The organism is Pseudoalteromonas sp. BZK2, assembly GCF_014349195.1.
Classification (GTDB): Bacteria; Pseudomonadota; Gammaproteobacteria; order Enterobacterales; family Alteromonadaceae; genus Pseudoalteromonas; species Pseudoalteromonas simplex.
This window is the reverse complement of sequence record NZ_JACSOG010000007.1, coordinates 1-16,147: the sequence shown is the minus strand read 5'-3', so window position 1 is coordinate 16,147 and position 16,147 is coordinate 1. Positions and strand designations below refer to the sequence as shown.

15 protein-coding genes are annotated in these 16,147 nt (G+C 40.4%); 5 read left to right on the top strand and 10 right to left on the bottom strand.

Annotated elements, in window-relative coordinates:
- Positions 1 to 141 precede the first annotated feature (141 nt).
- Positions 142 to 1,680 (top strand): tetratricopeptide repeat-containing sulfotransferase family protein, encoded by a 1,539-nt coding sequence (locus tag BIZ38_RS05615; protein ID WP_187489802.1) that lies wholly within the window; start codon positions 142 to 144, stop codon positions 1,678 to 1,680.
- On the opposite strand, the gene BIZ38_RS05610 is transcribed toward BIZ38_RS05615, so the two are convergent.
- From BIZ38_RS05610 to BIZ38_RS05575, 8 genes are all read right to left on the bottom strand, one after another.
- Positions 1,655 to 2,494 (bottom strand): sulfurtransferase, encoded by an 840-nt coding sequence (locus BIZ38_RS05610; protein ID WP_187489801.1) that lies wholly within the window; start codon positions 2,492 to 2,494, stop codon positions 1,655 to 1,657. The genes BIZ38_RS05615 and BIZ38_RS05610 overlap by 26 nt on opposite strands.
- The gene (locus BIZ38_RS05605) at positions 2,494 to 2,916 is read right to left on the bottom strand and encodes an adenylyltransferase/cytidyltransferase family protein (RefSeq protein WP_187489800.1); all 423 of its coding nucleotides are present in this window, start codon (positions 2,914 to 2,916) and stop codon (positions 2,494 to 2,496) included. The genes BIZ38_RS05610 and BIZ38_RS05605 overlap by 1 nt, the downstream gene beginning before the upstream one ends.
- A 28-nt stretch (positions 2,917 to 2,944) precedes the next feature.
- The gene (locus BIZ38_RS05600) at positions 2,945 to 4,009 is read right to left on the bottom strand and encodes a CDP-glycerol glycerophosphotransferase family protein (RefSeq protein ID WP_187489799.1); all 1,065 of its coding nucleotides are present in this window, start codon (positions 4,007 to 4,009) and stop codon (positions 2,945 to 2,947) included.
- Between the two features lie 121 nt (positions 4,010 to 4,130).
- Positions 4,131 to 4,550 (bottom strand): group I truncated hemoglobin, encoded by a 420-nt coding sequence (locus BIZ38_RS05595; protein WP_187489798.1) that lies wholly within the window; start codon positions 4,548 to 4,550, stop codon positions 4,131 to 4,133.
- Positions 4,550 to 5,383 carry a DUF3034 family protein gene (locus BIZ38_RS05590; RefSeq protein ID WP_187489797.1) on the bottom strand — a complete coding sequence of 278 codons (834 nt, stop codon included), beginning with the start codon at positions 5,381 to 5,383 and terminating at the stop codon, positions 4,550 to 4,552. The genes BIZ38_RS05595 and BIZ38_RS05590 overlap by 1 nt, the downstream gene beginning before the upstream one ends.
- Positions 5,370 to 7,685 carry an EAL domain-containing protein gene (locus tag BIZ38_RS05585; RefSeq protein WP_187489796.1) on the bottom strand — a complete coding sequence of 772 codons (2,316 nt, stop codon included), beginning with the start codon at positions 7,683 to 7,685 and terminating at the stop codon, positions 5,370 to 5,372. The genes BIZ38_RS05590 and BIZ38_RS05585 overlap by 14 nt, the downstream gene beginning before the upstream one ends.
- Positions 7,678 to 8,331 carry a methylamine utilization protein gene (locus BIZ38_RS05580; RefSeq protein ID WP_187489795.1) on the bottom strand — a complete coding sequence of 218 codons (654 nt, stop codon included), beginning with the start codon at positions 8,329 to 8,331 and terminating at the stop codon, positions 7,678 to 7,680. The genes BIZ38_RS05585 and BIZ38_RS05580 overlap by 8 nt, the downstream gene beginning before the upstream one ends.
- Before the next feature lie 352 nt (positions 8,332 to 8,683).
- On the bottom strand, positions 8,684 to 9,790 hold the full coding sequence (locus tag BIZ38_RS05575; protein ID WP_187489794.1) for a phosphoribosylaminoimidazolesuccinocarboxamide synthase: 1,107 nt from the start codon (positions 9,788 to 9,790) through the stop codon (positions 8,684 to 8,686).
- A gap of 217 nt (positions 9,791 to 10,007) precedes the next feature.
- Between BIZ38_RS05575 and BIZ38_RS05570 the strand changes: the two genes are divergently transcribed.
- The 4 genes from BIZ38_RS05570 to BIZ38_RS05555 are packed head-to-tail and all read left to right on the top strand — an operon-like array spanning position 10,008 to position 13,596.
- The gene (locus BIZ38_RS05570; RefSeq protein ID WP_262387560.1) at positions 10,008 to 11,081 is read left to right on the top strand and encodes a CDP-glycerol glycerophosphotransferase family protein; all 1,074 of its coding nucleotides are present in this window, start codon (positions 10,008 to 10,010) and stop codon (positions 11,079 to 11,081) included.
- A gap of 16 nt (positions 11,082 to 11,097) precedes the next feature.
- Positions 11,098 to 11,796, top strand: coding sequence for an ABC transporter ATP-binding protein (locus BIZ38_RS05565; RefSeq protein ID WP_187489793.1), 699 nt, complete (start codon positions 11,098 to 11,100; stop codon positions 11,794 to 11,796).
- The gene (locus tag BIZ38_RS05560) at positions 11,783 to 13,099 is read left to right on the top strand and encodes an ABC transporter permease (RefSeq protein WP_187489792.1); all 1,317 of its coding nucleotides are present in this window, start codon (positions 11,783 to 11,785) and stop codon (positions 13,097 to 13,099) included. Before BIZ38_RS05565 ends, BIZ38_RS05560 begins: the two co-directional genes overlap by 14 nt.
- Positions 13,100 to 13,107: 8 nt before the next feature.
- Complete coding sequence (locus BIZ38_RS05555; protein WP_054552700.1) at positions 13,108 to 13,596, top strand: DUF3299 domain-containing protein; 489 nt, start codon at positions 13,108 to 13,110, stop codon at positions 13,594 to 13,596.
- 36 nt (positions 13,597 to 13,632) lie between these two features.
- Here the strand turns inward: BIZ38_RS05555 and BIZ38_RS05550 are convergent, their stop codons facing one another.
- Both BIZ38_RS05550 and BIZ38_RS05545 read right to left on the bottom strand, forming a co-directional pair.
- The gene (locus BIZ38_RS05550) at positions 13,633 to 15,030 is read right to left on the bottom strand and encodes an efflux transporter outer membrane subunit (protein ID WP_187489791.1); all 1,398 of its coding nucleotides are present in this window, start codon (positions 15,028 to 15,030) and stop codon (positions 13,633 to 13,635) included.
- Positions 15,023 to 16,147, bottom strand: a 1,125-nt coding sequence (locus BIZ38_RS05545) for an efflux RND transporter permease subunit (protein WP_187489790.1), incomplete at its 5' end; no start/stop codon positions are given. The genes BIZ38_RS05550 and BIZ38_RS05545, both read right to left, overlap by 8 nt.

Genomic DNA, 16,147 nt, shown 5'->3' with positions numbered 1-16,147 from the left:
GCAAAAATTTTGTTATTTAGTTGTTCTAAATCAGAAATTTTTAACGCAGCTAGCGACAGGTTTAATCCCTCAAAATGATTAAGTATTATTGCGGGTTGGTATAAAATTAAGTATTCTGGTGAATTGATATAATATGCGCTTATGCTAAATGATACCCAACAAGCGCTTCGCGCTCATATCCAACAGTTGTTAAACAACAAGCAACTAAACTATGCACATCACCTACTTGTGCAGCGCCTAAAACAAAATCCTGAAGACCACGTTTGTTACTTTTTACTCAGCGAAGTCAACACCGCAGCTGGCGATATCAACAAAGCGATTAAGCTCCTTGAAAAAGCGCTAATCCTAGCCCCTTTTGCGATTTATCATTTAGCACTTGCCAAGTTATACGTACTGTTAGGCAAAGTAAGTAATGCGGCTGTGCATTATCAAAGCGCTCAGCAAACAGCTGACTTTAGTGCCACTGACTTTGATACATTAGCCAATATCGCGACCCGTTTAGGGTATTATAACGACGCCCTTAGCTCGCAAAAAGCAGCCTATCAACGCAATAAAGATAACCCACAAATTAGCTATAATTTGGCGGTGTGTTATAAAATTCACGGACTGTTCGATGCAGCTAAAAGCTTGCTTCAGCAACTAACCACAAAGCAACCTAGCTTTTATCAAGCCCACTACTCGCAGGCTGAACTCAATACTGTTATAGATGCAGAGCAACATATCCAAAAACTACAAGCCTTGGCGGATAAAGAAAAAAGTATTATTGAACAACAAGTGTATTTTCATAGTCTTGCTCTTAATTATGAGCACCTTAATGACTACAAAAATGCATTTAAATACTTTGCACTAAGTAAGCAAGCGATAGCCGGTAAACTTAATTATCAAGCCACACAGCATCGCCACTTTTGTCAAAAACTTATTACTCAGAGCAAACAGCAAGCAATTAAAAGTAGTGACTCTGAGTTCTCGCCAGTTTTTGTCGTTGGCATGCCCCGCTCTGGTACAACCTTAGTTGAGAAAATCCTTAATCAAAGTTCACAGCTACGAGGCATCGGGGAATTAAACGATATTGCGCAATTGATACAACACACAGCGCAATCAGCGCGTGTAATAGACAGCGAAATGCTCGATAAGGCTTATGAATCTGAGGCAATAAAAACAGCACTAGCTAGCTATCAACAAAGAGCCCTGCTGCTAAGTGACGGCCTAAGAAGTTGTGATAAACAGCCATTTAACTTTTACTATATCGACTTTATTTTAGGGGCTTTTCCTAATGCTAAAATCGTTTGTATGCAGCGGGACTGGCAAGATTGCAGCATCGCCAATTTTAGGCAGATGTATAACCCGCAAAGTGTGTTTCATCACTACAGTTTTACACTTGAAGATATTGCCTCGTTCCATCAAGATTACTCGGCATTAGTCAGTCATTTTGCCAACAAGTATCCTGAAAACGTTTTTTTACAAAGCTATGAGCAATTGGTAGCAGAGCCTACCCTACAAACTCAAAAGCTCTATGCGTTTTGTGATTTAAGCTGGCAGGAAAACTGCCTGACTTTTTATAAAAGTAATGCAGCATCAGCCACGGCGAGTAAAAAGCAAATTCGCCAGCCACTGAATAAAAACAGTATCGACAGCTGGCAAAATTACGCTGAGTTTATTGATGCGGGCCTGTTTCAATAGGTAGCTCGTGACGAGCGCCCCACTCACTCCATGAGCCATCGTAAACACGTAAGTTAGCGTAACCGCATTCATCGGCACACAATGCAATTGCACAAGCAGTTACACCTGAACCACAGCTAAACTGCAACTGGGTGTGATGCGGCGCTATGTGTTGTTCAAATAATGCCTGCAATTCGCTAAGCGGTTTAAGCTCACCGTTATTTAGCACTGTTGCTAGAGATAAACTGCGACTATTTGGAATATGACCACTGCGCATACCTTCGCGCGGCTCAGCGTGTTCACCGGTAAAGCGCTCATAAGGGCGAGCATCGAGTGTTAGTGTGCTTTGTTCGTCAAGTGAGTTAAGTACTTGCTCAGCACTAATAAAGTAATCAACACGTGGGCTGGCAACAAAATTGCCTTGACCATAAGCAGCTGAATAACTTGCTTGTGTTGCAAAGCCAAATGCTTGCCACTTAGCCAAACCACCGCTTAACACTTTTACATTATCAAAACCCATGGCTTTAAACATCCACCACGCACGGGCTGAACTGAACAAGCCTTGGTCTTCATAAATCACAACTAGAGAGTCTTGGTTAACACCAGCAAGTTGCATATGCTCTGTGAACTGCTCACTACTGCACATCATACTTGGTACAGGATTGCTGTTATCTGCCAGCGTCTTTTTGAAATCAAAACGCTGTGCATTGGGGAGCATCGCCTTAGGTGCATACTCACCCGGTAAACCAGGGCGTACCATTCCTGCATCGAAGATAACCAAGTTATCCTGGTTTAAGTGCTCGTTAAGCCATTCTGGCGAGACGATGTTCTTCATTAGCTTTTAGTGATCTTATCAAGCACTTCACGTAGCTTTGTGCTTGATGTGTGTGATGTGTAAGAAAAGTAGCAAATTTCAACATTAAGTTTTGCAAAGTCAGCTTCTATTTTGTTCCACTTTTCAGTTCCTTTCCAATCATCCCCCACAAACATTTTATCAAATTTCAAATTATTCCACGCTTCTTCTTTGTCGTAATTGACCTGTGGAACGACTTCATCCACAAACTTAATTGCTTCAACAATTTCCATTCGTTCTTGAAAAGGGATGACGGGCTCTTTGTTTTTTACGTTACGACAAAGCTCATCGGTCGTGACGCCAACAATTAAATAATCACACTCTAATTTTGCTCGCTTTAAAATATTTAAGTGACCTATATGAAATAAATCAAAAACACCTGTCGTGTAACCTATCTTCTTCATTAATTTTTCCGTGTGTATTCTTAACAACTTAATTGTTTTCGACTAAGTAATTGACGATTCGTTCACTTGCTTTGCCATCGAGTTTGCCTGCTAGCTTTTCAGCTAAGGCTAGCCTTGTCTCTGCCAAAGATTCAGGATTATCAAGTTGCTCAGCGACAAGGTTGCGTAAATCTTTATAACTCTTTGCATGTACAGCAATATTGGCATATTCTCCGTAATCTTGATCCATACGGCGTTTAAAGCGATAAGAGAAGATACCTCTGTAGCTCCAACGTAACTTTAAGAAATCGCACCATATTACAGGCTTATTAAGTAGAGCAAACTCAAAAAGAGCGGATGATGCATCACTTATGAGTAAATCAGCCTGATCTAAAAATGGTAATAGTGAATAGTCCTCAACCCGAGCAAGATAGACGTTATCGTAGTTTGACCAATGATCTAATAAATCACGTTGCTTTTGATAACGGCTTTTACATATTGAGAAATAGTGAGGTTTGATCAAAATGTTAAAATTAGAAAATTGCTCTGGCCAGTTTTTTGGAAAACGCTCGATACTACTTGGATAGAATGTAGGAGCATAGAGAATCGTCTTTTTACTTTTATCAAACTTAGTTAGTTCTAAAGCTCCATCAAGAGGCACTTGATTAAAAATATCATCAAGTTTACAAAACCCCACATCAACAAAACAATCATCTGGGTACATATTTTGTAAACGCTCAAGTCGATACTGCCCCTCAACAAACCTAACTGTCATGGCTTGTGAGGATTTAGTGTAATAGCTAGATTTAGGCCCAATGCCATGTCCTAACTGCGCGCTTTTAGATACTTTATGTAAACGGTCCAAAAACATAAATGAGTTTGCAAAAAACACCCAATCTGCACGCTTATTTTCATAATATTCAATAGCTTGCTTTTGATTTTCTACCCAAATATGATCTAGTTCATTATCATCTATGATTTGCTGGATTATTTGCTCATGGCTATTGCGATAAAAAACAAATCGTCCAGTTATACCTATAGTAAGTAGTTTTTTGTATACTGGAATATATTGCGGCAGGTAGTAAAGGCTTTGGGTATCGAAAATTATATTCATGAAGGCTAAACAATCTTTATTATTTTTTATGAGGTGACAGCAATTAAACGAAAAACGTTTAAAAAAGCTATTGTACATAAATTACTTAATTCTTTCAGCTTACATTCCAAGTTTGTATAAACTAAATATCAATTACCTCAGGGCGAAGGGGTGCTAAGCGACTAAGAATTTTATTTTGTACTGTTTGTGGAATCTGTTGTTCGTCCATAGCGTTAATCAAAAGCTCTACAACACGATTAAAGTCTTTTTTGGAGATATTCATTCCAGTGTGTATATCAACCATGTTATCGCCTTTGTATTCACAAGGACCGTCGGTGACACTACACAAATGAGTGATAAAGCCTTGGCGAAAATGCGCAACATTGCTTTGTTTAAAATAAGCTAAAATCTGTTCGTCATGGCCTATTTGATTGATAAAACTTTCAACCAATTTTTCAATCCCTTGTTTACCATTAAGTTGCTGGTACAAGGTGCCATTATTGCTACTTACACAACCCACAAGCATAACGGTAAATACAAATGTAAAAAGTGTTTTTATCATCACCAATACCCTGTTACTGATAAGTACCAACCAGTTTGGTCTTCAGCACCAGCAATACTTCCTAAGTCTAACCAAGCAGCGGTGATGCTAACATACTTATTAGGAAACCAAGCCACAAATACATCCTGCCAATCTTGCTCTCCTAAACCAAGGTTATTGGACTTTACCCGATACTCAACACCCAAAGCTATTTCATGGGTTAAAAACACCGCTGTAGATGCTTCAAACAACAATTTTTTATCACTATCAGGACCGCCAAAACCTAACAAACCTAGCTGATTGGCATCGCTATAACGAAAGGTGGTGTTCCAAAACCAATTATACCCTGCAAGCGCCCCTAAATGTAATTTACTAGCAGCAAGGTAAATATCGGTACCGCTGGTATCTTTTGCACCTAATAAACTAGCAATACTGCCATCATCTAAAGACTTATGCTGCACACCTAAACTTAATTGCGGCCATTTACTGTAAACAATGTCACCATATAAGCGTACTTTTGCCCCGGTAATTGATTGCTCAATATCGGTATTTAATGCGGGAACTTCGAAACGTTGCTCCGCATAACTAAATTCAACGCGATCATTAACATTTAGCTGCGCACCACAAACATCTAAGCGGTAATCACTCACATTTGCACGACTGCAAAAGCCATTCAAAGCGATTTCATCATCACTTGCATAGCCTGCGAGCTGAGCCCATGGAACAATCCCACCACCCGCACTGCCTTCAACCTGAGAGACTCCGGGCGTTGCTAATAATTTACCTGAAGCTGCAAACCCTGAACTTGTAAAAACAATGAAAGTTAGTCCAAATAGCCAATTAAGATGCTTCATTATAGACCTCTAGCCATTGTAAAAACTGCTCTGATTTTAGTGGCCTGCTCAAGTAATACCCTTGCGCATAATCGCACTTCATTAGTTTCAAAAAGTCTAAAGAAGCTTTATTTTCAACACCTTCTGCAACGACAGAGAAACCTAGCTGATGACCTAAGTTTATTGTTGATTCAACAATATACTGATCTTGTTTAGATTGCTCCAATTGAAGAATAAAGCATTTATCTAACTTAAGTTCATCGATAGGTAGTAATTTCAAGCGACCCAATGAAGTTTGCCCAACACCATAATCATCTAGCGATATTTTTACCCCAAGTGATTTTAGGTTTTCTAATGCTTTAATACCTTGTTCTTCATTTTCTATCATGTCGCGTTCTGTCAGCTCTATTGTAATAAGCTGTCCATTAACATCATTCTCTTTTAATTGTTTTGCCAAATGAGAGAAAAAGCTTGGGAAGGCAATATCTTGAGCCGAAACATTGATAGCGGCTTGCATAATAATGCCTTGTTCTTGCCACCTTGCGACTTGAGTGACAACTGTTTTAACTACCCAAGCAGTCAAATCAACAATAACACCTGACTGCTCCGCTAAATCAATAAATAGCTCCGGTGATACCCACTGCCCATCCTTTCTTTGCCAACGGATCAGCGCTTCCACTTTATCGATCTGAGAGGTGTTTAAATTTAGCTTTGGTTGATAAGTCATAAACAATTGGCCATCGTCTGCTTGTAATGCATGTTTTAATTCATCAATAATTGCCAACCGTTCCAGATACTCTTCATCTTCACCGTTTTGATAATAATGAACATTCTTCTTTTTTGACGAAGCTGTATCAATTGCGATTAAAACTCGGCGCATTAGATCATCGGGCTTAACTCCCTCAAAGGTACAATGAACTACACCAGCGCTAAATCGCAAGGTAATATTCAAGCCTTGAATAGTGTAACCGACTTGTAGCTGAGCCATTAAATCCATGACTCCACTTTTTAATTGCTCTGCTTTTCCACTTGGAAATAAGGTTAAAAACTCATCTCCACCTATGCGTGCATTGACTCCACCAAGCGGCTCAGAATACTCACTAATACGTTCAGCAACTTCTCTTAAACAATCATCTCCAATACGAGGGCCAAGTTTGTCATTGATATGCCGCAAACCTCTTATATCAATAGCAACTAAAGTATATTCAGTGCCTTGCCCTAATAGCGACTCCATAATTTCCAACATGGCACTGCGTGTTAAAAACCCTGTTAACGTATCATGACTTGCTTGAAAGTTGATTTGTCGTTCACGTTCTTTAATGTCATTACCCATATTATTGAATGCATCAACTAACGTCGTAATTTCAGTACTTTGTTTTTTTCCTATAAATTCAGCTTTGTAGTTACCCCGCGCGAATTGCTGAGCAAGTAAAGTAAGTTTAGAAAGCGGTGTGGTAAGGTTTTTAGCCAAAATCCCACTAGCTAAAACGCCAATCACAACTGTGATAGCTGCTAATGAAATAATAGTAAAAAAGAGCTGCTCAAATTCAAGATAACTTCGAGTTAAATCGGCACTTAGTAGCACTGATACTTTATGCCCAGAAACCGAAGGTAGCTCAACAAGGCGATTACGATAAACTGGCTTTTCCCCAAAAATTCGCTGTGTAGATTTATTTTCAAAATGCCTAAGTACTGCATTATCTTCTGGCTTATCAACAAGAGAGGTTTCAACAACATCATCATCCTCACCGATAAAACTCACATCCATAGTTGTAAGTTTTTTTAACTCCTCAGCAACTAGATCTGTGATTTCAAAACCAACCAAACTATATGCAACTGTTCTCGGTGCGCGAACTGGCAATATAATAACTTGATAAAGAGTCTGCTCGATAACAATGAAATTTGACTGCTCAGGATTATCTAATAACTGCTTCATTAATGCCGTAAACTCATTTGGCATGTGAGCGAAATCCGTATTAGCAGAAACGAGCTCCCCAGATAAGTTTATGAGCATCATTAAATCAGCATTAATCCGCCTACTATGATTATTTAAGACACTGCTGATAGTATCGGCGTCTTGAGTTGCGACAGCTTGTTTAAAACCGAAATCTGCTGTTAACACTTTTGCAGCAGTTAGAAGAAGGCTCTCTTTCGCACTTAAATACTGGTTAAAAACATTCTCAGCAACATTAATATCTTCTAGAAGCTTTTGGTCATTAAAACGATTCGCAGACCACCAAGAACTAACTAGGCTGACTAAGCTTGTTAACAGAACAAGACCAACACATAAGGCAATAACTCGCCCTCTTAAACTATTAATCATTAGTACCCTTAAACATTTCTCCAAATGTATTTCGTGGTTTCGGCTCTATTGTAGTAATGACAATATCTGCAACCTGCGAAGAATCAGCAAATGTAATTGTTTTTTTCTGATCGATATCACTCTGTTGGTTTGGTTGCCATACCGTAAAGCTAGCAGGAAATGTACTCACATTTAATTGAACCTTCCCATCTACGCTCGTTTTTAGCACTTCTGAACTATCTGCAACATAAATGTATCCGACCATTGAATCATGGATATTACAACCTAGAACAACAATCCCAGGTGATTCAAATTTTTCGGGTTTTTCAGGCCGACCAGAGTAAAGTTTGATGTCAAATTGCTTTACAGTCGAGAATGAGTACACATGATGGCGAATATTATCACTATTTGGGAAGTCAACTAATTGCCCGTTTTGAATAACAAGTACTTTAGGAGTAAAGTGCTTATCAACCTGGTCCATGACGGCAACTGATAAGTTATCTTGGTGATTTAACTGCTGATCCTTAAACTCAATAACAGCATCTTTTAATGGCTCTCCAAATTGATCGCGTACAACAAAGGAAAAGTCCGCTGAAAGTACATTCGTTGAGCCTAATAACAAAGCAACGTAATATACCCGGCTAAAAAAATTCGCAAACATCAACATAATTAATTAGTTCCGCTCTTAGTTCACAATTCAGTATAGATTAATCTATTGTTAAGTTATACCTAATCATTTCATTGATAGAGACCGGTTTTAGGCAAGAAAGTATTGACGAAAAACTTAAAACTTAGTGAATTAGTTATAGTAGTAACTTTGCTTAGTATTACTTTCGTTATCAATTAATCTGTAATGTCAGAAAGGTGGAGACTATTGGGATCATGTTTATCCCGTTTAATTACCTTATACATCATTCAGAAATGAGTACAGAAGGTAATAAAAAGCCAAGCAATGTTATTTGTGACAGCTTGGCTTTAAAAATAGCATTTTAGCTATGAATAAAATTAGTAAATGCCTATTAATCGTGCTTAATTAAGCCGTAATCACTATCTAAAATTGCGATTACTTCACTTCTTGGGTCACTAGGAATAGTGATTTCTTGACCAATAATTTTACTCGCAATGCCAACGTAGGTATCAGACACTTCAAGCATCACTGATTCTGGCAAGGTGTAGTCTTTAGCAAGCTGCTCACGCTCGTCCATGCGGTCTTTATTTAATAACACATCGCTGTCTGGCACGTTATTAATTAATAACTGGCGGAAACCCTCTTTTGAGTTTTCAATGATTTTACCGTCACGGTAAGCTGGGCCATCCCAGATACGTGATGAATCAGGCGTGCCGACTTCATCAATGTAGATAAGCTTATCTGAACCATCAATGTCTTCAACATAACCAAATTCAAATTTAGTATCGACAAAGATTTGGTCAAGCTGTGCAAGTTCATCACTGATCAGCTTAAAGCCTTCAACAAGTAGTTGCTCATATTTAGCGACATCGTCTTCAGACTTGAAGTTAAAAACAGATAGGTTATTGGTGATGTTTTCACGAGTAATGTTCACATCATCTACTTCAGGAATGTCAGTAACACCTGTGATAATGCCTTTCGTTGATGGCGTAATTAACACTTCATCTAGCTTTTGGTTCGCAGCTAATCCCTCTGGTAAGTCAATACCACAGAAATTACGCGTGCCTTTCGCGTAATCACGCCACATACTGCCAGTAATATATTGGCGAGCGATGGCTTCAACTTTTACAGTACTTGCTTTACGCACAATCCATACATAAGGGTGTGGAATATCAACAATATGGTTACCAGCAAGGCCTGCTTTATCAAATAACTTAAACCAATGAGATGCCACAGAGTTTAGCGCGATGCCTTTACCAGGCACACCATTTAAACCGTTTTCACCTTGCCAAATACAATCAAACGCAGAAATACGGTCAGAAATAACCATAATAGCTAGCTCAGTTCCTTTTGGAACTTGATAACCTTTTTCATTAATTAAACGAGCGCTGTCTTCATCAGTTAACCAATAAACTGAACGCACTTTACCACTGTGTACCGCACCTTTAGTACGGATCGGTAAATCATCGTTTACGTCTAAAACTTTATAGCTAGTCATGCTATCTCCGATAGTATTTGGCATGCTCTTGTGAGCACATGTATGGGATTGGGGTTATGGCCGCCTATAATAATCTAGACGCTTTGAAAGCTCAATCATTGCACTATCATCAGCAGCCTGCGGATATAATAAAAAACATAAAAATTTAAACTTTCAGTAATTTTGCTGTCATAAACATTATTTCGCTATACTAGTGCCCTCGAAATAGGAGGTTTTCTTGGATTACTTAGCAGCTACCGCAGAAAAAAAATATTTAATGTTTATTTCGCAGAACTATTCGTACGCGATCTTACGCCCATTGCAACGGGAGATTTTAGCTCGTGGTGGTGAAGTTAAATGGTTTTTACATGGGAAAACTGTAAATCGTGATTTTCTTGATGAAAGCGAGCAAACCTTAGATAGCGTTGAGGCTATACACGATTGGCAACCCGATGTACTTTTTGCACCTTCTAATAGTATTCCCACTTTTATACCTGGCGTTAAAGTTGGTGTATTCCATGGCTTTGATGCGGGGAAGTTAAATAGCAAAGGCCAAAATGACCATTTTAAAGTTAGAGGTTGTTTTGATTTGTACTGTACGCAAGGTCCAAATACTACTGCACCTTTCCAAGCTTTAGCTAAAAAGCATGGCTTTTTTCAAGTAAAAGAAACCGGCTGGCCAACACTCGATCCTTTTTTTAGTGAGATTGAAAACAATCCGTATAAAAACCCAGACGACAACAGAAAAACACTCTTAATTTGTTCGACTTTTTCAAAACGCCTGTCTCTTGCACCTAAATTATACGAACAAATAAAAGCATACAGTGAGCAAGGAAAGTGGCGAATTTTGGTGCAATTTCACCCGAAAATGCCAAGCGAGCTTGTTGAACAATACAAGGCTCTACAAAACGAAAACCTAACCTTTGTCGAGACAGATAATGTATTACCGCTGTTGCAAGCAGCGGATGTCATGCTGTGTGATACCTCATCCATTTTGCTTATGTTTATCTTACAAAGAAAACCTGTCGTAACTTTCTGCAATCAAGCACCTGGCGAACATCTTATTGATGTCACAGATGTCAATAAACTAACTGAAGCGATTGATTATGCCTTCACACGACCTGCTGAATTAATGGCGAAAATTGAGCACTTCTGCCAGCAACTGCATCCATATCAAGACGGCTTATCGAGTCAACGTGTACTTGCTGCTAGCAATGAATTACTATTGAGCAATCCTACACTTAAGCCGAAACCACGTAATTTTATTCGTAATTTTAAAATGCGTAGAAAATTAAATTACTGGCGATGGTAACAATTCATAGGTCGTTATGATCACGCTTGAAAATGTGCTTTTTAAATGGCACGCAAAACAACCTGAGCCGACGATCAATATTACTAAGCTAGATATTGATCAAGGCGAACATGTTTTTCTTCACGGTCCGAGTGGTTGTGGTAAATCAACGTTATTATCATTGCTTGCTGGCGTCACAGTGCCAACACAGGGCAATATCGAGCTGCTTGGTAAAGCGATTAACCAACTTAGTAATAGTACACGTGACCGTTTTCGTGCCGACCATATTGGCTATATTTTTCAAAACTTTAATTTACTCCCCTATTTATCACCCATTGAAAACGTGACTTTGGGTTGCCAATTTTCAAAGCAAAGGCAAAAAAACGCATTAAAAAATAGTGCAACAATAGCCGCTGAAGCAAGCCGCTTACTGAGCGCTTTAGGGCTAAATGATAATTTGCAACATCAAGCCGTTGCACAGCTGAGTATTGGCCAGCAACAAAGAGTTGCCGCTGCGCGAGCCTTTATTGGCAGCCCTGAAATTATTATTGCAGATGAACCTACCTCAGCACTCGACACACAAAATCGCCAAGCATTCGTAAAATTGTTATTTGAGCAGGCAAGCGCAGCAAATAGCACGCTAATTTTTGTTAGCCATGATGAAACATTACAAACGCTATTTACCCGCAGTATCAGCCTTGTTGAGTTACAAGGAGGCACCGATGCTACTCATTAAACTCGCCACAAAAAGTTTATTAAACCGAAAGGCCAGCGCCCTACTCACCCTATTTACCATAGCTATCAGCGTAATGTTATTAATGTCGATTGAGCGAGTTCGAGTTGATGCTAAAAGTAGCTTTAGCAATACAATTTCTGGCACTGATTTAATTGTCGGTGCGCGTACCGGTGACATCCAATTGCTGTTGTCTTCGGTCTTTCGCATTGGTCATGCTAATAATGGCGTGAGTTGGAAAAGTTACCAATACATCTCTGGGCAACGGGGTGTAAAATGGGCTATCCCTATGTCGCTTGGCGACAGCCATAAAGGCTTGGCTGTACTTGGTACAAATAAAGACTATTTTGAGCACTATCGCTTTGCTAAAAAGCAGTCGTTGAGCTTTTCACAAGGTCATGAGTTTAATCACTTATTTGAGGTTGTTTTAGGTGCAGAGGTTGCCAGCAGCTTAGGCTATCAGCTAGGCGATGAAGTGGTGATTGCGCACGGCATGGGCAATACCAGCTTTCATAATCATGACGATAACCCATTTAAAGTGGTCGGTATTTTAAAACCAACAGGCACGCCTGTTGATAAAACCCTGCATATTCCACTTGCAGCAATTGAAGCGATTCATGGTGGTCATGCTCATCAGCATGAAGCCGCTCAGGCTGATGCAAATGACCACGACCACGACCACGACCACGACCACGACCACGACCACGACCACGACCACGACCAGCATGATGATGTTGATTTAGTTGGCACACCAAAACAAATAACCGCTTTTTTACTTGGTTTTGATTCACCACTTTATACCTTACAAGTGCGTCGTAATATTAACCAATACAAAGATGAGGCACTGCTTGCCATCATGCCGGGTGTTACTTTGCGTGAACTATGGGAAATGCTCTCTATCGTTGAAAAAATCTTGCTGTTATTTTCTATCGTCGTGGTGCTGATCAGTTTGCTTGGCATGTTAACGAGCCTGCTTTCAAGCCTCAATCAACGCCGCAGAGAACTTGCAATTTTGCGCTCTGTTGGCGCAAGACCTTGGCATATTTTCACCTTGATCAGTGTCGAATCATTACTCATTACAGGGCTTGGCTGCATTGTTGGCATCGCATTATTCTATGCTTTAATGCTACTCGGCGCAGATTACTTGCAAAGCCATGCCGGAATAAGCCTAAATATAGCCTTATTGTCATCCTATGAACTCATGCTTTTAGCTGCGATAATGGTTGCAGGCTTTATTGTTGGGTTAATTCCCGCAACTCGCGCGTATTTCTACTCTCTTGCTGATGGTATGAGTATTAAAATTTAAGGAATGTTATGCCGTTTTTTCGAAAATTCGTCGCTTTAGTCGCATTAGTTGTGTGTGCTGGAGCTAATGCTGGCGCACCTAAAGAAATCTTCTGGGAAGATTTAATTCCAAAAGGTCATGTGCAAATCGATACCCAAGCGCAAGCAAACCATGAAGGCTCTGAACAAAACTGGGTGCAACCAGACCTTGATGCTCCCGTGGTAAAAGAACTTAATGGTCAATCAGTAAGTTTGCCTGGTTTTGTTGTTCCCCTTGAAGGCGACAGCGAAGTGATCACCGAGTTTTTATTGGTACCTTACTTTGGTGCTTGTATTCACGTACCACCACCGCCGCCAAATCAAATTGTGCATGTCACGATTAAAGACGGCGTACCAATCGAAAGCCTCTACGATGCGATTGTCGTGACTGGCGTTATCAGCACCGAAACCTGGTCTGGTGAAATTGCTCAAGTCGGCTATAAAATGAAAGCCGTTGGTGTAGCACCATTTGAGTTATAAGTTTTTAAAAGAGCATGTTTTTGCATGCTCTTTTAATTAATCTACCACTTTTTCTTTTTCCAGTTCCTGTTCGCTCAATTCATACCATCCGCCACCAAGGGCTTTATAAAGCGTTGCTAGGCTTTGCAGACGATCATTCTTTGCCTGCGATAACGCTATTTCTGCCGAAAATAACTGCCGCTGTGCATCCATTAAATCAAGGGAGCTGGCAACACCATTACTATACCTAAGGCGTGCTAAGCGGTAGTAATCTTGACTACTGAGCACCAGGCTTCTTTGCGCATCATAGCTTTGCTCTGCCGACTGATAGTTCGAAAGCTGATTACTCACTTCTTGCAGTGCCACCAGCACTGTTTTTTGGTATTGAATACTCGCCTGATAAGCTCGTTGTTCCGCCACCGTTAAATTTGCCTGATTGCGCCCCATATTAAATATGGGCATTAACAGCTCTGAGCCTAGCAACCAAACCTGCGAGTTACTGGCGAGTAAATCACTAAAATCAGTACTTTCACTGCCAAGCTCCGCATATAAATTAAGTTTTGGAAATAACGCCGCTTTTGCGACTCCAATCTCAGCCATTGCTGCTTGCCACTGATACATTGCTTGCTGTACATCTGGTCTACGCTTTAACAGTTCACTAGGTAGCCCTGTAGGTAATTGCTTAGGAAGAGTTTGCACAGATAACTCATTCCCCCCTTGCACATCAGCATTAGCATCACCAATCAAAAACTTTAACTGATTAATAATCCGCCTTTCACTGTGCTGTAATGGCGGAATCTTTACTTTGGCAGATTCTAATTCAACCTCAGCTTGGCGCTGCTCTAGCCCTGAAATAATACCGCCTTTTTTACGAATACGCGCAATTTCAAGCTCCTTCTCGCGAAGCTTAATCGTACTCAGGCTAATTTTTAATTGTTCTTCCACTTCTTTAAGGGCAAAAAACTGCTGCGCAACATCAGCAATCAAGGCGAGCTGCAACGCATTTCTTGCTTGCTCTTGGCTATAATAATTTGCCAGTGCGGCTTCACTTGCGCGTCGGTTACTACCAAATAAATCTAGCTCCCAACTTAAGTAACCTTTTAAGTCAAATGAATTTTCGGGGCTGCTATTAAGCTCTTCTTCTCGCTCTGATGTAAGGCCTATGCTTACATCAGGCCATAAATCGGCATCGGTAATACGATACTGAGCTCGCGCTTCAATAATTTTCGATTGCGCAATTAACATATCTTGGTTGTTAAGAAGCGCTTTGCTAATCAGCTTTTGCAAATGAGGGTCGCTATATATTTGCTTCCAACCTGCTAAAGCCTCCGACTGAGGTATAGCTGCTGCGCCCATAAAATTAGCAACGTCACTATGCTCAGGTGCTTCAAAATCAGGCCCTACAGCACAGCCTTGAATGCTGGCGAAACAAAGCAATGGCAACAATTTATGCATCGACTTGCTCCTCTACTACTTTAGAGACCGGTGTTTGCTGTTTTTTCACAAACCGTGCAGCGGTAATAAAGAACAGCGGCACTAATATAATGCCGATCGAGCTTGCCAGTAACATCCCCCCTAAAATAGGCATAGATACCGACTGCCGACCAACGGCGCCGGGGCCAGAGGCAAGCACTAACGGCAAAACACCAAGTACAAAAGAGGCTGCCGTCATTAAAATAGGTCGAAAGCGAGAGCGGGCGGCTTCTATTGCTGCATCAGCGGCATCCATCCCCTCCTGATAAAGCTGATTTGCCACTTCAACAATCAATATAGAATTCTTTGCAGCAAGGCCTATCAAGGCAATAAAGGCGACTTGAAAGAATAAATTGTTTTCATGCCCCGTCACCAAGGTCAATACAGCGGCTCCCAACATAGCAATCGGGCTTATTAGTAGTACAGCAAACGGCAAGCTCCAACTTTCATAGAGCGCCGCTAAAAATAAAAATACAAACACAATAGCAAGGCTGATAGCGATACTTAGCTGACCCGATGAGCGAATTTCTTGATAAGTTATTCCCGTCCATTCATAGCCAAGGTTAGGCGGTAGTTTTGCCATTTCTTCTTTAATTACGTTAATTACATCACCCGATGCATAGCCTTCAGCTGGCGATACATTTACCATGGCACTGGTAAACATATTAAAGCGATTTATTGCAGACGGACCGGTTGTTAAATTTAACTTAGCAAGCACATTTGATGGCACCATAGCACCATTTTTTGAACGCACATAAAATTCGTTGAGGTTTTCAGGGCGTGCCCTAAATTCATCTTCAGCCTGAACTTTAACCCGATAAACCCGGCCAAATAAATTAAAGTCATTAATTGTTGATGAGCCAGTAAGCACCTTCATTGTGCTGTAAACATCAGCAATCGGCACCTCTAGTGCCATGGCTTTTTCTCTATCTAATTCCAAAAATAGCTGAGGTACTGAGCCACGCAGTGAGCTACTTGCTTTAGCAACTTCAGGGCGGTTATTTAAATTTGCCAGCAGTACCTCGAGCGATTCAACCAGACTCGTTAAGTTGCCTCCTGTTTTTTCTTGCAGCGCAAACTCAACACCAGAGCCCGAACC

Excerpts from the sequence above, each read along its gene's own strand:
- BIZ38_RS05610 (WP_187489801.1), bottom strand. The coding sequence starts at position 2,494 with ATGAAGAACATCGTCTCGCCAGAATGGCTTAACGAGCACTTAAACCAG.
- BIZ38_RS05550 (WP_187489791.1), bottom strand. The coding sequence starts at position 15,030 with ATGCATAAATTGTTGCCATTGCTTTGTTTCGCCAGCATTCAAGGCTGT.
- BIZ38_RS05580 (WP_187489795.1), bottom strand. The coding sequence starts at position 8,331 with ATGTTGATGTTTGCGAATTTTTTTAGCCGGGTATATTACGTTGCTTTG.
- BIZ38_RS05585 (WP_187489796.1), bottom strand. The coding sequence starts at position 7,685 with ATGATTAATAGTTTAAGAGGGCGAGTTATTGCCTTATGTGTTGGTCTT.
- BIZ38_RS05575 (WP_187489794.1), bottom strand. The coding sequence starts at position 9,790 with ATGACTAGCTATAAAGTTTTAGACGTAAACGATGATTTACCGATCCGT.
- BIZ38_RS05560 (WP_187489792.1), top strand. The coding sequence starts at position 11,783 with ATGCTACTCATTAAACTCGCCACAAAAAGTTTATTAAACCGAAAGGCC.
- BIZ38_RS05615 (WP_187489802.1), top strand. The coding sequence starts at position 142 with ATGCTAAATGATACCCAACAAGCGCTTCGCGCTCATATCCAACAGTTG.
- BIZ38_RS05605 (WP_187489800.1), bottom strand. The coding sequence starts at position 2,916 with ATGAAGAAGATAGGTTACACGACAGGTGTTTTTGATTTATTTCATATA.
- BIZ38_RS05565 (WP_187489793.1), top strand. The coding sequence starts at position 11,098 with ATGATCACGCTTGAAAATGTGCTTTTTAAATGGCACGCAAAACAACCT.
- BIZ38_RS05555 (WP_054552700.1), top strand. The coding sequence starts at position 13,108 with ATGCCGTTTTTTCGAAAATTCGTCGCTTTAGTCGCATTAGTTGTGTGT.
- BIZ38_RS05595 (WP_187489798.1), bottom strand. The coding sequence starts at position 4,550 with ATGATAAAAACACTTTTTACATTTGTATTTACCGTTATGCTTGTGGGT.
- BIZ38_RS05600 (WP_187489799.1), bottom strand. The coding sequence starts at position 4,009 with ATGAATATAATTTTCGATACCCAAAGCCTTTACTACCTGCCGCAATAT.
- BIZ38_RS05590 (WP_187489797.1), bottom strand. The coding sequence starts at position 5,383 with ATGAAGCATCTTAATTGGCTATTTGGACTAACTTTCATTGTTTTTACA.